A 12,053-nucleotide genomic window follows, 5' to 3' on the forward strand; every position below is an offset into this window, starting at 1 on the left:
GCGATGACCGCCACCGAGGGCCCGAACGGGCCGACGGGAGCGACCGATGCACCACGACAAGACCATCGACACAACGCAGTCACAGACCGGGCCGACGCTATATGTCGGGCTCGCCCTGGGGCTCTCGCTTGCCACCCTGGCCCCCGGGGCAGGGGCCGACGCCATGGAGGTCACCAGCGACGTCTCGGCGACGCCCTGTTCGCAGCGGCTGCGCCCCGTGTTCGCGCCGGATCTCGACGACGTCGAGGGGGAGATCGACGACATCATCGAGCAGCGCTTCGGTAGCCATCGCGACTGGGGCCTGGAGAACCTGAGCCTGGTCGAGGACCCCGAGGCGGGAGCCGTGTTGCGGGCCTTCTATCCCGCGGGCACCTCTTCACCCAGCGATGGTAAACGTGGCGGTGCGGGCTTCTACGCCGCGCCCCAGGCCCTGGCCGGAGCCGAGCATGCCTGCCTGCGCTATCGGCTGCGTTTCCCCGACGGTTTCGATTTCGTCAAGGGCGGCAAGCTGCCCGGGCTTTATGGGGGCGAGGCGCCCAGTGGCGGCACCCAGGCGACCGGTGACAACGGCTTCAGCGCCCGCTTCATGTGGCGGCGCGACGGTCAGGGTGAGCTCTACGCCTACGTGGTCAATCAGGATACGGCCTACGGCGCCTCGCTGGGGCGCGGGAGCTGGCACTTCGCCAGTGGTGATTGGGTCACCGTCGAGCAGGAAATCCGGCTCAATGAGCCGAGCCGTCAGGATGGCCTGATGCGGGTGTGGATCGACGGCGAGCCTCGACTCGAGGTATCTGGCGTGGAGTTTCGCGACGTCGAGGACGGCTACATCGACGGCCTGATGTTTTCCACCTTCTTCGGTGGCACCGGCGAGTCCTGGCGCACCCCGCGAGACCAGCACCTGGACTTTGCCGACTTCGAATTTTATCGCCGGTAGCGACCCGCTGCCGGCCAGGAGACACGATGCTGAATGTAGCGATAACACTGCCGCGCCTGGCGCGAGCAGGCGGCCTTGCGTTGCTGCTGGGTGGCTGGCTGCCCGTGGCCAGCGCTCTGACCCTGGAGCAGCGCCAGGCGCTTGACCTCGAGGACTACCGGGTTTCGGACCCACAGGCCTCCTACTTCGATGTCGAGGCGCGCATGGCCCTGCTGGAAGAGCAGGACAACAGCATCCTGACGCAGATACAGGATTCCCTGGGTGAGGGTGTCAGCTGTCGTCAATTGTTGCAGCCGCCGCCCATCACCTCGCAGATGCGCATTCCCGGCTTCTACCCGAGCCCCGAGGAGTGGCGTGAAGCCTCGGCGCCGCTGTTCGAGTTCGAGGACAGCGTGTCGCTGCTGGCGGGAACCTTCGTCGCCACCGGCGATGACTACTACGCCAATTGTCTGGTGCGCTATCTCGATCACTGGGCCAGCCAGGACGCCCTGACTCGCTTCCATTACGAGCCCGAGGAGCCCCAGGCCTGGTTTGCCACCGAGTCGATGATCTTCGCCGCGGCGCTGGCCTACTCGGTGGTGCGCCCCGAGGTGGACGGTCTGGAAGAGCCGAGGCAGAGGGTCGAGCGCTGGCTCGAGGATCTGGCGCTTGAGCATTCGGCGATCCCCGGCGACGCCGGCAACAGTTGCTGCAACAACCACTTCTACCGGCGGGCGCTGTACGCCAGCACGGTGGGGGTGCTGGTGGAAAACGACGAGCTGTTTCGCTTCGGCGTCAGCGCCATCCACTCGGCGCTCAATGACATGACCGAGCAAGGCGCCTTTCCGCTCGAGATGGAGCGGGGGCGTCGCGCCACCCACTACCAGAACTACGCACTCTTGTACTTGATTACCAACATGCAGGTGATCGCCCGTCAGGGCTACGACATCTTCTCGCTGGAGGTGGACGGCAAGACGATCCATGACGCCGTGGACTTCACCATGAGCGCCATCGATGACCCTGGCGTGCTGGGGGATATGGCCCCCAGCGAGCAGTACCGCGGCTTTCTGACAGACCCCCAGTACTTCTCGTGGATGGAGGTCTACCAGTCGCGCTTCGACGACCCACGCATCGCCGATTTTCTCGAGCAGCGTCGGCCGATCTACAACCGCAGCGCCGGGGGCTACGTGACGCTCTATTTCATGGCGCCGGGAGCCCAGCAACACCTGGAGCTCGAGGATCAGTCGCGCAAGCAGCAGACCCTGGAGGCACTCAGCGAGGCCGATGGCGTCTCGCTGATACCCGATAACGGAGGCCCACAATGACAACACCCAGATTGATCACAAATGTCAGGCACTGGGGCAGCGCCGCCGGCGTGGCACTGCTGTTATCCGGCTGTGTCACCACCGCAAGCGACCTGGGGCCCCACGGGACACGCGAGCTTGCCGCCGAGGACCAGGCGCTGTTTGACGGCGGCCAGGCCAATAACCTTCTGTGGATGCACAAGAACCGCGTCGAGGAGGCCGACCGCGCCCTGGCCGCCGGCGACACGCAGCAGGCGATAAGGGCGCTGGAGCGGTTGACCCATCAGGGGCTGCCCCAGGGCTACTACGAGCTGGCCAAGATCTACGACCAGGGGCTTGGCGTGCCGCGCGATGCCGAGCGAGCCGCCGAGCTTTATCGCAAGGCGGTGGCGACGCCTTCCTGGATTCGCGGCCATGCGTCGCTGAACCTGGCGCGACTGACCCTGGAAGGCGACGGCGTGCAGCGGGATGATCTGCTGGGCTACTACCTGCTCCAGCAGGCCATCGAGGAGGACGTCGGGCGCGACGCCAAGGCCCGGCTGGCAGCACTGCTCAGCCGTGGAGGAGATGGCGTGCGTGCCGATCCGGCGAAGGCTCGAACGCTGTACCAGGAACTGGCCGATGACGGTGATAGCGAGGCCATGGCGGCGCTGGCCGAGGCCCATGCGCCGGGCGGCTGGCTGGCCGAAGCGCCGGAGCTGGTGGAAGACTATCGCCGGCGTCAGCTCAGGGCCCTTGAGCGCGAGGCCGAGGCCGGCGAACCCGCGGCCATGGTCGACCTGGCCGAGCTTTATGCCGAGGGTGGCTGGCATCCAGGCAACAGTGAACGGCGTCGGCAATGGCTGTCGCGGGCGGCAAACGCCGGTGAGGTGTCGGCGATGACCGCGCTGGGACGTGACCACCTCAGGGCCAGCGACGGCAATGCGCGCCTCGCCCGTCGCTGGCTCGATCGCGCTGTGGCCGCCGGGGACGTCAACGCCATGGTGGTACTGGGGCGAGCCCTGGTGGAAGGCAACGGCCTTGAGCGAGATCTGGACGAGGGCACGGCGCTGTTGAACCGGGCCGCCGAACAGGGCGACCCGTTGGCCCACGCCGTGCTCGGAAGCCTCTATCTGGACGGGGACAAGGTGCCTGCCCAACCGCAACTGGCGCTCGAGCATCTGCGCCAGGGACAGCAGCTTGGCCACCCCTGGGCGAGCTACCAGCTCGGCAAGGCCTACCTGGAAGGCGATCATGTCGGCCAGGACCCGCTGCGCGCGATGACACTGCTGCAGGACGCCATCGACAAGGACCACGCGGCGGCGCGACGCACCCTAGGCGCGGCGTTGCTCGAAGGTGAGGTGCTGGACGCAGACCCGGCGCGAGCCGAGGAATTGTTGACGCAGGCGGTCGAGCAGGGCGACGTGCGTGCCATGACGCTGCTCGGTCTGGCTCGACTCACCGGCCAGCTGCCGGGGGGCGGTGGCCGAGGCCAGGGCGTCTCGCTGCTTGAGCAGGCCGCCGAGCAAGGCGACGCCTACGCCATGCTGGTGCTCGGGCGCGCCTATCGCAAGGGTACCGGCGTCGGCGTCGACCTGGCGCGCTCGGCCGAATGGCTTAAACGTGCCGAGCAGGCCGGCCACACCTCCGCTGGCGACGCCTTGATGAGGACCCGTCTGGCCCAGGGTGACGCCGGCAATATCCGCCAGCTCCGGCGTGCCGCCGAGGCCGGCCACGCCGGTGCCATGACCCAGCTTGGCCAGGCCTACCTGGCGGGCAATGGGATCGCTCGCAATCCTGTACAGGCGCGTACCTGGCTTGCCCGTGGACTGAGTAGTGGCGATACCAGCGCCGCGGCGCCGCTGGGGCGCATCTACATGGAGGGCATCGGGGTGGCCCGGGACGCCGGCAGGGCCATGGACCTGTGGCGCCAGGCGGCCGAGGCGGGCGACAGCCACGCCATGGTCGACCTTGGGCGCGCCCTGCTCGAAGGAGACGGCGTTGCGGCCAATCCGCAACAGGGTGTCGCCTGGCTCGAACGCGCCGCCGAACACGGCCGCCTGGGGGCTCAGCTGGCGCTGGGCAAGGCCTATCTGGAAGGGGAGTCCGTGGCGGCCGATAGCCAGCGAGGCTTGTCGCTGCTGCGCGATGCAGCCGCTGCCGGCAACGCCTACGCGGCCCAGTTGATCGGCCGGGCCTTTCTTGACGGCCAGGGCGTGAGTGCCGATGGCGAGCGGGCCGACCGTTGGCTGACCCAGGCTGCCGAGTCGGGTAGCGATTCGGCCCAGAAGATTCTGGGCACCGCTCTGGTACGTGGCGAGGGACCGCTGTCGGTGGACGCCGAGCGAGGCCGGCGCTGGCTGACCACCGCCGCCGAGTCCGGCCATGCCGGGGCCAAGGCGACCCTGGGGCGCGAGCTGCTGCGAGGCCAGGCGCTCGAGCAGGATCGTGAGCGTGGCGCCGAGTATCTGGTCGACGCGGCGCTCGAGGGCCACGGCTCGGCGCGACTGGCGCTGGCCAAGGCCTACCTGGCGTCCAGGGGGCTTGAAACCGCCAACCAGCAGGCGGCGTTGTTATGGCTCGACGGCGTGCTGGAAGGCGAGGGGGATCTGGCCATCGAGACCCTGCATCAGCTATTGATGGAAACCCCCAACCTGGAAAGCTGAACACCCGCCGCGTTGCGCCTCTAGCGAGGCGTACCGCCATCAAGGTACAGGTCGCAAGACGCACGTTTCGCGGCGAACATCCTCAGTGTCGTGCCCAGGGCTGGTGCCGAAGATCAGATTCAGGCCCGGGGCAGGACCACGCGGATCTCGGTGCCCAGCATCGGCCTGCGGTGGGCGGAGACGTCACCGCCGTGGGCCTTGACGATGGCGCGCACGATGGCCAGGCCCAGCCCGCTGCTCTTGCCGGTCTCGCTCTGATAGAAGGGCGAAAAGATCTGGTTACTTTCTTTGGCATCGATGCCCGAGCCCTGGTCGGACACGCTGAGTACCAGCCACCTGTCGTCACTGCAGTTCACCCGAGTGAGGATCTCGCCGCCGCGAGGCGAGTAGCGGATGGCGTTGTCGATCAGGTTGGTCAGCAGAGTGCGCACCAGCTCAGGCTTGGCCTCGATCTCGGAGTCGTGGGGGCCGTCGACACGCCATTTGAGCACCACCCCTTCACGCTGGGCGGTGACGGTGCGCCGTTCGATGCTCTCTTGCACCAGAGCGCTGAGGGTGATGCGGGAAGGATTCTCCAGCGGCGCGGACGGGTCGGTGCGGGCCAGCAGCAGCAATTGATCCACCAGCTGGGTCATTTGCAACAGGGCGCGCTCGGCCTTGGCGAGTGATTGCTTGAGGCGGGAAGGGTCCTCGATGCGCTGGGCCACCTGGACCTGGCTGAGACAGCCGGCCAGGGGGGTGCGCAGCTCATGTCCGACGCCGTAGGCGAAGGTGCGTTGCTCTTCCAGCAGGTTCTTGGTCTGGTCAAGAATCCGGTCGAGCTGGGTCACCAGTGGGCGCACGTCGCGGGGCAGTCGCGCCGGATCCAGCGCCAGGGGGCGAGGGTTGAGCAGGTCTTGATTTGCGAGCGCGTCCTCGATCTTCTTGAGCGGGGTAAAGCACCGATTCTGAATAGCGATCGCCAGCAGACCGAGAAGCGTGATGGCCCATACCAGCGGCTGCTGCAGCGTCAGCAGCAACATCTCGGTCAGCGGCTTGGGCTCGGCCGGTGTAAAGGCGACGCGAGACCAGGTCTGCTGGTCTTCACTCACTGCGGTAAAGACGCGCCAGCGTTCGTCTCCCTGGGAATGACGGGAGAAGCCGTCGACTGCCTCTTCTGATAGGTCTGGAAAGGAGGAGGAGCGCAGTGCCTGGTCGCCAGAAGAGCGACCGAATTCGTAGGACATCGTTTCGCCCAGGCTTTCGCCGATCTGGTCCAGTTGGCGGATCAGGGCGTCTCCGGTGACAGGCTCGTCGGTCTGGCTGGCGGCGCGCAACATCAGCCAGGCCACCGCCTGGGCCCGCTGGGCCAGCTGCTCTTTGGAGGCTTGCTCGATACCGGAACGAGTGGCCAGCGAGCTGGCGATCCAGGTCAGCACGATCAACAGGCACGACAGAAGTACCACGCGCTTGCGTAGCCCGGTATAGAAGGTGCTCATGGCGACACCCGATAGCCTAACCCGCGCAACGTCTCGATCCTGTGGTCACCGAGCTTGCTGCGCAGCTTGTGGATCAGCACGCTCAGGCTGTTGCTGTCGGGACCATCGTCCCAGCCGTACAGACGCGCTTCGAGCTGACTGCGGGCGACCACGCGGCCAGGTCGCTCCAGCAGGCTTTCGAGTACCACGTATTCGTAGGCCGAGAGGTCCAGCGGTTCGCCACCGAGCCACGCCAGCCTGTCGCTTCGGTCGAGACGGATGTCGCCGCATTCCAGCAAATTGTCCGCATGTCCACGGGCTCGGCGCAGCAGCGCCTTGAGGCGAGCGTCCAGCTCGTCCAGGTCGATGGGCTTGGTGATGTAATCGTCTGCCCCCTCGTTGAGGGCCTCGACGCAGCGACGGGTATCCTCGTCGGCGGTCAGTACCAGAATCGGTTCACGAAACCCCTCGTCCCGCCAGCGCCTAAGCAGCTCCATGCCGGTAAAGCCCGGCAGGGACAGGTCGAGGATGACCGCGTCAAAGGCGTTGTCGGCAAGGGCGTGGGCCGCGGTGTCGCCACGGGTCAGCCAGTCGACCTGATGGCCGAGCAGCGATAGCCCCTCGGAGAGTCCATCTCCGAGGATATCGTCATCTTCAATAAACAGGATTCTCACGTCGATATTCCGAAACTGGCGTCTGATATCGACAAAAGCCTACCACCGATCGTTGGGTTTTTCCCGGCGCCCTGTCCCGCCCCTTTCCTGATCAAAGCAGACTTTGTTGCTTCGCACATTGGAAGTTGGTGAGTGAATAATTGGTAAGGATTATCATTTGCCGCTTCTCCTCGTTGACCTCACATGGGGAAGCTGACGCGTAGATGGGCAGGATAGCCTTCAGTAATAGGGACCAACGCAAAGCGTGTCGCTGATGAAAATGGCCAGGCAGTACCTGCTTCTTGTTGTCTGGATTTTCGATCGGCTACCGGAGGCGATGCGTGTGGAAGGGAAGAGCGAGATTGCCGAAGGTTTTACGCCACCATCCGAGAGAATTCCGCTATCTTGACGTCTGGTCGAAAATGGGTAAATTATCCTTCGTCCGTCAGGTTGGACATTTTCTGCACAGCACAGTAGGGTGTGTGCGCCGCAGCGATGGTTTTATCCCGCCTTTTACAGGCCTCACGTCGCTCTGGACGCCGAGCCCTTATCCTGGCTCGCGATCCGATGCCAAGCTGGCGTTATACCGCCAGGAGAAGTGCCATCGCTGGATGGATGTGGCACCTTCCCGACTGGATTACCCCGGGGCCAATGGCCCGGCGGGGACCTGTTTGTCTTGTCTAATGCTGTTCCTGCGTTGTCGCTGGAGAGGACCGAGATGTCGCCCCACTACACCGACCAGGGCCGCTGCATGCCGCGCCGCCCGCCTCCCTGACCCACCTGTGGTCTGCTGGCGTCTTCGATACGCCCCGCCGGTTGTCGCAATGTCGGCCCGTCTGCCTCTGCTGCAATGGCTGGCCATGTGCTGCGGCGCGTCCCGACGCCTTTCTGTGCCGAAAAAGCGGCAGTAATCCGTTTTATTTCGGCCCTTGAGACTTCAATGACCCCGAGGAAGCTTCGTCCTTTTCGTGGGCGGAATTCCTGTGGCGTTGTCGTGCTCGTCTAGTGAGTTTTTCGCGGTGAAGTGCCGGCATGCGTTCGCATGAACCGTCGCTCGCCTGTGTTCCACCAACAAGAGAATTGCCCTTGAATAGCGCCTCCCTCCACCAGTTTTCGACCCTGACGGTCATCCTGTTGATGATCGCTTTTTATGGCGGCACCTACCTGCTGACCCTGAGCATCCGCAAGAAGAAGGAAGACGCCGACGCCTTCATGGTCTCGAACCACCGGGTCGGCTTCGGCATCGGTGCCGCCAGCATGACGGCCACCTGGATCTGGGCCGCTTCTTTCTACGCCGCTGCCACTTCCGGCTATACCTATGGTGTGTCCGGCCCGATCCACTACGGGCTGTGGGGCGCGCTGATGATCCTGTTCATCTATCCGTTCGGCCGCCGCTTCCGGCGGCTGGCGCCCAACGCCCACACCCTGGGCGAACTGATCCACGCTCGCCACGGTTCCTCCAGCCAGCTGATCCTGGCGCTATCGAACCTGCTGGGCAGCATCATCAGCCTGATGGTCAACTTCACCGCCGCCGGGGCGCTGGTATCGGTGCTGTCGCCGCTGTCGTTCCAGGCCGGCGTCATCATCGCCGGTGTCGGGGTGCTGCTGTACACGCTATGGTCGGGCTTCCGCGCCTCGGTGCTGACGGACTTCGCCCAACTGGTGGCGCTGATGGCGATCGCCGTGGTGATCATCCCGGCGGTGTTCTTTGCCATGGGCGGGCCCACTGAACTGGTGGCCGCGCTCGACAACCTCACCGCCGAGCAGGCCAACTTCTTCTCGATGGACGCCATCCTCAATCAGGGCGCACCCTTCTTCGTTGCGGTGCTGGCCTATGCCATCGGTAACCAGACCATCTCCCAGCGTCTGTTCGCGGTGAACGAGGATCACATCAAGCCGACCTTCCTCACCGCCACCGTGGGCTACGGGGCCATCGTCATCGGCCTTGGCATGATCGGCCTGATGGCGCTGACCCTGGGGGTCGAGCCGCTCAACGGTGACATGAACAACCTGATCCCGCAGATGGTGTCCAGCTACCTGCCGCCGGTGTTCATCGCTGCCTTCTTTATTCTGGTGATCGGTTCGCTGTCCTCGACCGCCGATTCCGACCTGTCGGCACTGTCGGCGATCATGATGGCCGACGTCTACGGCAAGAACATCGCTCGAGGCAAGGCCGACCCCCGCCGCATGCTGCTGGTAGGGCGCATCACCATGATCGTGGCCACCGCCATCGGTATCGTCTTCGCCAGCTTCTCGCTGGATATCCTGGTGATGCTGGTCTTCGTCGGGGCACTGTGGGGAGCCATCGTCTTCCCGGTGATCGCCAGTTGCTTCTGGAGCCGGGTCACCAACGCGGCCTTCACCACCTCGGTGCTGGTGGCCATGGTGACCTTCTGCGTGGCGCGTTTTGAATGGCTGCCGATGACCGGTGTGGCCGGTCTTGGCTTCGAGTTCCTGGCCAGCATCGGTGGCGGCATCATCATCGCGCTGATGGTGTTCGGCTTCCTCGGCCGCGTGGCCGGCGCCGTCGCCGGGCTTGCTGCCTTTGTCGCCATGCTGGTGTTCGCCACCGGTTTCCTCAGGGAGTACACGGTGCTGCTGGCGTCGCTGACCGCCTACGGCACCAGCACCCTGGTGTGCGTGGTGATGAGCCTCGCCAGCCGCGAGCGGTTCGACTTCGACACCATCGCCGAGCGGGTCGGCAACTATGATGCCGCCGAGGCCGTGACGGTAGCCGACGAGCGCCCGTCCAAGTCCGCCCCGGCAGGGCTTGCGACCCAGCGCTGAACCCTTGTTTGACGGGCGCCGCAGGCTGGCGGCGCCCACCGACGGAGATTCCCCATGACTCTGCTTTTTGGCTTTTACGTATTGATCTGGCCTGCGCTCACCCTGGGCGTGCTGCTGCTGATCTGCCGCGCCGTTGCCCGCGATCGTCGTGAGGCGAAAAAGGGCCACCGCACCCTGGTGTGAGGCGCAACTCGCACTGACCCGTTGCGACACCTGCCCTTGATGCGAGGGACAGGCCGCAACCAAAGAAGCCGCCCCAAGGGGCGGCTTCTTTCGTCATGGCAGGCGGCAGGGCAGGGAGGTCGCGTCAGCGCCGCGCCAGGTAGCCCAGGTTGCCCGAAATGTTGCGACCGGCCTCGACCAGAATGCGCTTGTACTCCGAAGTCTTGTCTTGGTGGTAGCGGATGCTCGGGATCGACATGCTCAGGGCGGCGATGGCGCGCCCGGTGTGATCGAAGATCGGGGTGGCGAAGCAGCAGACGCCTTCATCCATCTCTTCGAGATCCTCGGACAGCTCGCTCTCGGCGATCTCGGCCAGCTCTTCGCGCAGTGCCGCTTCGGTGGTCACGGTGTTCTGGGTGCGTGGTTCGAACTTGACGTTCGCGAGCAGGGCGTCGAGCTGTGCTGGGGGCAGGTGGGCCAGCAGGGCCTTGCCGATGGAATTGGTGTAGGCCGGGCTACGGTCGCCGATGCGGGTGTGCATGCACAGGTTGAAGTGAGAGTTGTACTTGTGCACGTAGATCACTTCGGCGGTGGAGGTGTCCAGGGTGCCCAGGTGCACGGCTTCGCGGGTCAGCTCGGACAGTGCCGCCATGTCGGGATCGGCCATCTTGATCAGGTCGGCCTTGCCGAGCGCCGAACTGCCAAGCGCAAAGACCTTCATCGTCAGCCGGTATTTCTCGCTTTCCGGATTCTGGGCGACGTAGCCCAGGTTCTTGAGCGTCTGCACAAAGCGATAGGCGGTGCTCTTTGACATCACGGCGCGTTGGGACAGCACCGCCAGGCTGGATTCTCCGCCCTCATCCAGAGCCTCCAGGATCGCCATGACCTTGAGTACCGCTGTGACGTTGTCGACCTTCGCTTCAGTAGCCATAGGGCCAAGATTCCAGAAATTGTGAAATAGGGTTTTATCTCTTGGTTTCGAGTTATACGTCTTTTGTCGTATGTCTGCAATCTCCTACAACGGGAACCCGCGCAAAATCTACAAATTCGTTTTTAGAATAAGCTTATAATCAAACAGTATCTGAAATAGCGTTTTAAAAAATATGCATCGTTGCTAGCGTTGCTGAAACGCTATCCAAATATTTACAAATCGAGCTTCTGGCGACTGCCGCTAAATGCTTATTTACAGGCGCTGTGGGCGGGTTTGGCGACTTTTGCACGACACCTGATGACAAATATTGGCAATGGCGGCCGACGCTCCTCCCATGACAACCCATGAGGCAAGTCCATGTTTGACGATCTGAAAGGCAAGAAGATTCTGGTAACCGGCTCGACCGCTGGCATCGGACTGGAAGCCGCCAAGTCGCTGGCCAGCGCCGGCGCCAGGGTGGCGATCCATGGCAGCCGCCCTGCCGATACCGCCCAGGCGGTGCTGGAGCAGTTCGAGGCTGGCGCCGATGTGGCCTATTTTCAGGCCGATGTGCGCTCAAGCGATGCGTGCAAGTCGCTGGTCGAGTCCGCCGCGGAGCACCTCGGTGGCATCGATGTACTGATCAACAACGCCGGTGGCCTCGGGGGACGCAACGGACTCGAGAGCATCGACGATGCCTTCTTCGATCAGGTGCTGGATCTCAATATTCGCTCGGTGGTGATGGTGACCAAGTACGCCATTCCCTACCTGCGCCGGTCCGCCGAGCAGAGCGGGGAAACCAGCAGCGTGATCAGCACCGGCTCCATCGCCGCGCGTGAAGGCGGCGGTCCAGGTGCATCGCTGTACGGTGGCAGCAAGGCCATGGTCCACAACCTGCATCGCAACTGGGTCAAGGAGTTCACCAAGGACAACATCCGCTTCAACACGGTGGCGCCCGGGACCATCGATACCGCCTTCCACGAGGACAAGGACCAGGGCACGCGGGACAAGATCAGCGGCACCATCGCCATGGGGCGCTTCGGTTCCTCGGCTGAGCTGGCCCCGGCCTACGTCTTCCTGGCCTCCCACACGGCGAGCGGCTACGTCACCGGTCAGGTGCTCGACGTCAATGGCGGCCAGATGTGCCCCTGACGGCAGCCGCCCTCCAGGCCGAGTCGCCTTCGTCAGACGACGTGGCGACTCGGCGATCCGTCGCCCCCGC

Annotated in this window: 9 protein-coding genes; 6 read left to right on the top strand and 3 right to left on the bottom strand. The window is 64.4% G+C overall.

Annotated features, from left to right (window positions below; genetic code table 11):
- Window positions 1-46: 46 nt before the first annotated feature.
- From NFH98_RS06405 to NFH98_RS06415, 3 genes are read left to right on the top strand one after another with little or no spacing between them, the layout of a single operon-like run.
- Window positions 47-934, top strand: coding sequence for a polysaccharide lyase (locus tag NFH98_RS06405; RefSeq protein ID WP_287165757.1), 888 nt, complete (start codon window positions 47-49; stop codon window positions 932-934).
- Between the two features lie 26 nt (window positions 935-960).
- A complete protein-coding gene (locus NFH98_RS06410) occupies window positions 961-2,238 on the top strand; it encodes an alginate lyase family protein (protein ID WP_287165758.1) in 1,278 nt (425 codons plus the stop codon).
- Window positions 2,235-4,862, top strand: coding sequence for a tetratricopeptide repeat protein (locus NFH98_RS06415; protein WP_349622354.1), 2,628 nt, complete (start codon window positions 2,235-2,237; stop codon window positions 4,860-4,862). Before NFH98_RS06410 ends, NFH98_RS06415 begins: the two co-directional genes overlap by 4 nt.
- Before the next feature lie 119 nt (window positions 4,863-4,981).
- Here the strand turns inward: NFH98_RS06415 and NFH98_RS06420 are convergent, their stop codons facing one another.
- Together NFH98_RS06420 and NFH98_RS06425 are read right to left on the bottom strand one after the other, a co-directional pair.
- Window positions 4,982-6,340 carry a sensor histidine kinase gene (locus NFH98_RS06420; protein ID WP_348827801.1) on the bottom strand — a complete coding sequence of 453 codons (1,359 nt, stop codon included), beginning with the start codon at window positions 6,338-6,340 and terminating at the stop codon, window positions 4,982-4,984.
- Window positions 6,337-6,993: a response regulator gene (locus NFH98_RS06425; RefSeq protein ID WP_124802300.1), complete on the bottom strand. Its 657-nt coding sequence runs from the start codon at window positions 6,991-6,993 to the stop codon at window positions 6,337-6,339. The genes NFH98_RS06420 and NFH98_RS06425 overlap by 4 nt, the downstream gene beginning before the upstream one ends.
- A 1,116-nt stretch (window positions 6,994-8,109) precedes the next feature.
- On the opposite strand from NFH98_RS06425, the gene NFH98_RS06430 reads away from it, so the two are divergent.
- Both NFH98_RS06430 and NFH98_RS06435 read left to right on the top strand, forming a co-directional pair.
- Window positions 8,110-9,759, top strand: coding sequence for a sodium:solute symporter family protein (locus NFH98_RS06430; RefSeq protein ID WP_502878758.1), 1,650 nt, complete (start codon window positions 8,110-8,112; stop codon window positions 9,757-9,759).
- Window positions 9,760-9,813: 54 nt separating this feature from the next.
- Window positions 9,814-9,942 carry a putative transporter small subunit gene (locus NFH98_RS06435; RefSeq protein WP_213228344.1) on the top strand — a complete coding sequence of 43 codons (129 nt, stop codon included), beginning with the start codon at window positions 9,814-9,816 and terminating at the stop codon, window positions 9,940-9,942.
- 124 nt (window positions 9,943-10,066) lie between these two features.
- Here the strand turns inward: NFH98_RS06435 and kdgR are convergent, their stop codons facing one another.
- Window positions 10,067-10,852: a DNA-binding transcriptional regulator KdgR gene (kdgR, locus tag NFH98_RS06440; protein ID WP_108449877.1), complete on the bottom strand. Its 786-nt coding sequence runs from the start codon at window positions 10,850-10,852 to the stop codon at window positions 10,067-10,069.
- Between the two features lie 357 nt (window positions 10,853-11,209).
- Here kdgR and NFH98_RS06445 point away from each other — a divergent pair, with 357 nt between their 5' ends.
- Complete coding sequence (locus NFH98_RS06445) at window positions 11,210-11,983, top strand: SDR family NAD(P)-dependent oxidoreductase (protein ID WP_348827802.1); 774 nt, start codon at window positions 11,210-11,212, stop codon at window positions 11,981-11,983.
- Window positions 11,984-12,053: the final 70 nt, after the last annotated feature.

The sequence above is a fragment of the Halomonas sp. H33-56 genome (assembly GCF_040147035.1).
Lineage (GTDB): Bacteria > Pseudomonadota > Gammaproteobacteria > Pseudomonadales > Halomonadaceae > Halomonas > Halomonas litopenaei.

What these genes read in the sequence shown, in the direction of transcription:
- NFH98_RS06410 (WP_287165758.1), top strand. Translation starts at nt 961, where the DNA reads ATGCTGAATGTAGCGATAACACTGCCGCGCCTGGCGCGAGCAGGCGGC.
- NFH98_RS06435 (WP_213228344.1), top strand. Translation starts at nt 9,814, where the DNA reads ATGACTCTGCTTTTTGGCTTTTACGTATTGATCTGGCCTGCGCTCACC.
- kdgR (WP_108449877.1), bottom strand. Translation starts at nt 10,852, where the DNA reads ATGGCTACTGAAGCGAAGGTCGACAACGTCACAGCGGTACTCAAGGTC.
- NFH98_RS06415 (WP_349622354.1), top strand. Translation starts at nt 2,235, where the DNA reads ATGACAACACCCAGATTGATCACAAATGTCAGGCACTGGGGCAGCGCC.
- NFH98_RS06445 (WP_348827802.1), top strand. Translation starts at nt 11,210, where the DNA reads ATGTTTGACGATCTGAAAGGCAAGAAGATTCTGGTAACCGGCTCGACC.
- NFH98_RS06420 (WP_348827801.1), bottom strand. Translation starts at nt 6,340, where the DNA reads ATGAGCACCTTCTATACCGGGCTACGCAAGCGCGTGGTACTTCTGTCG.
- NFH98_RS06405 (WP_287165757.1), top strand. Translation starts at nt 47, where the DNA reads ATGCACCACGACAAGACCATCGACACAACGCAGTCACAGACCGGGCCG.
- NFH98_RS06430 (WP_502878758.1), top strand. Translation starts at nt 8,110, where the DNA reads ATGATCGCTTTTTATGGCGGCACCTACCTGCTGACCCTGAGCATCCGC.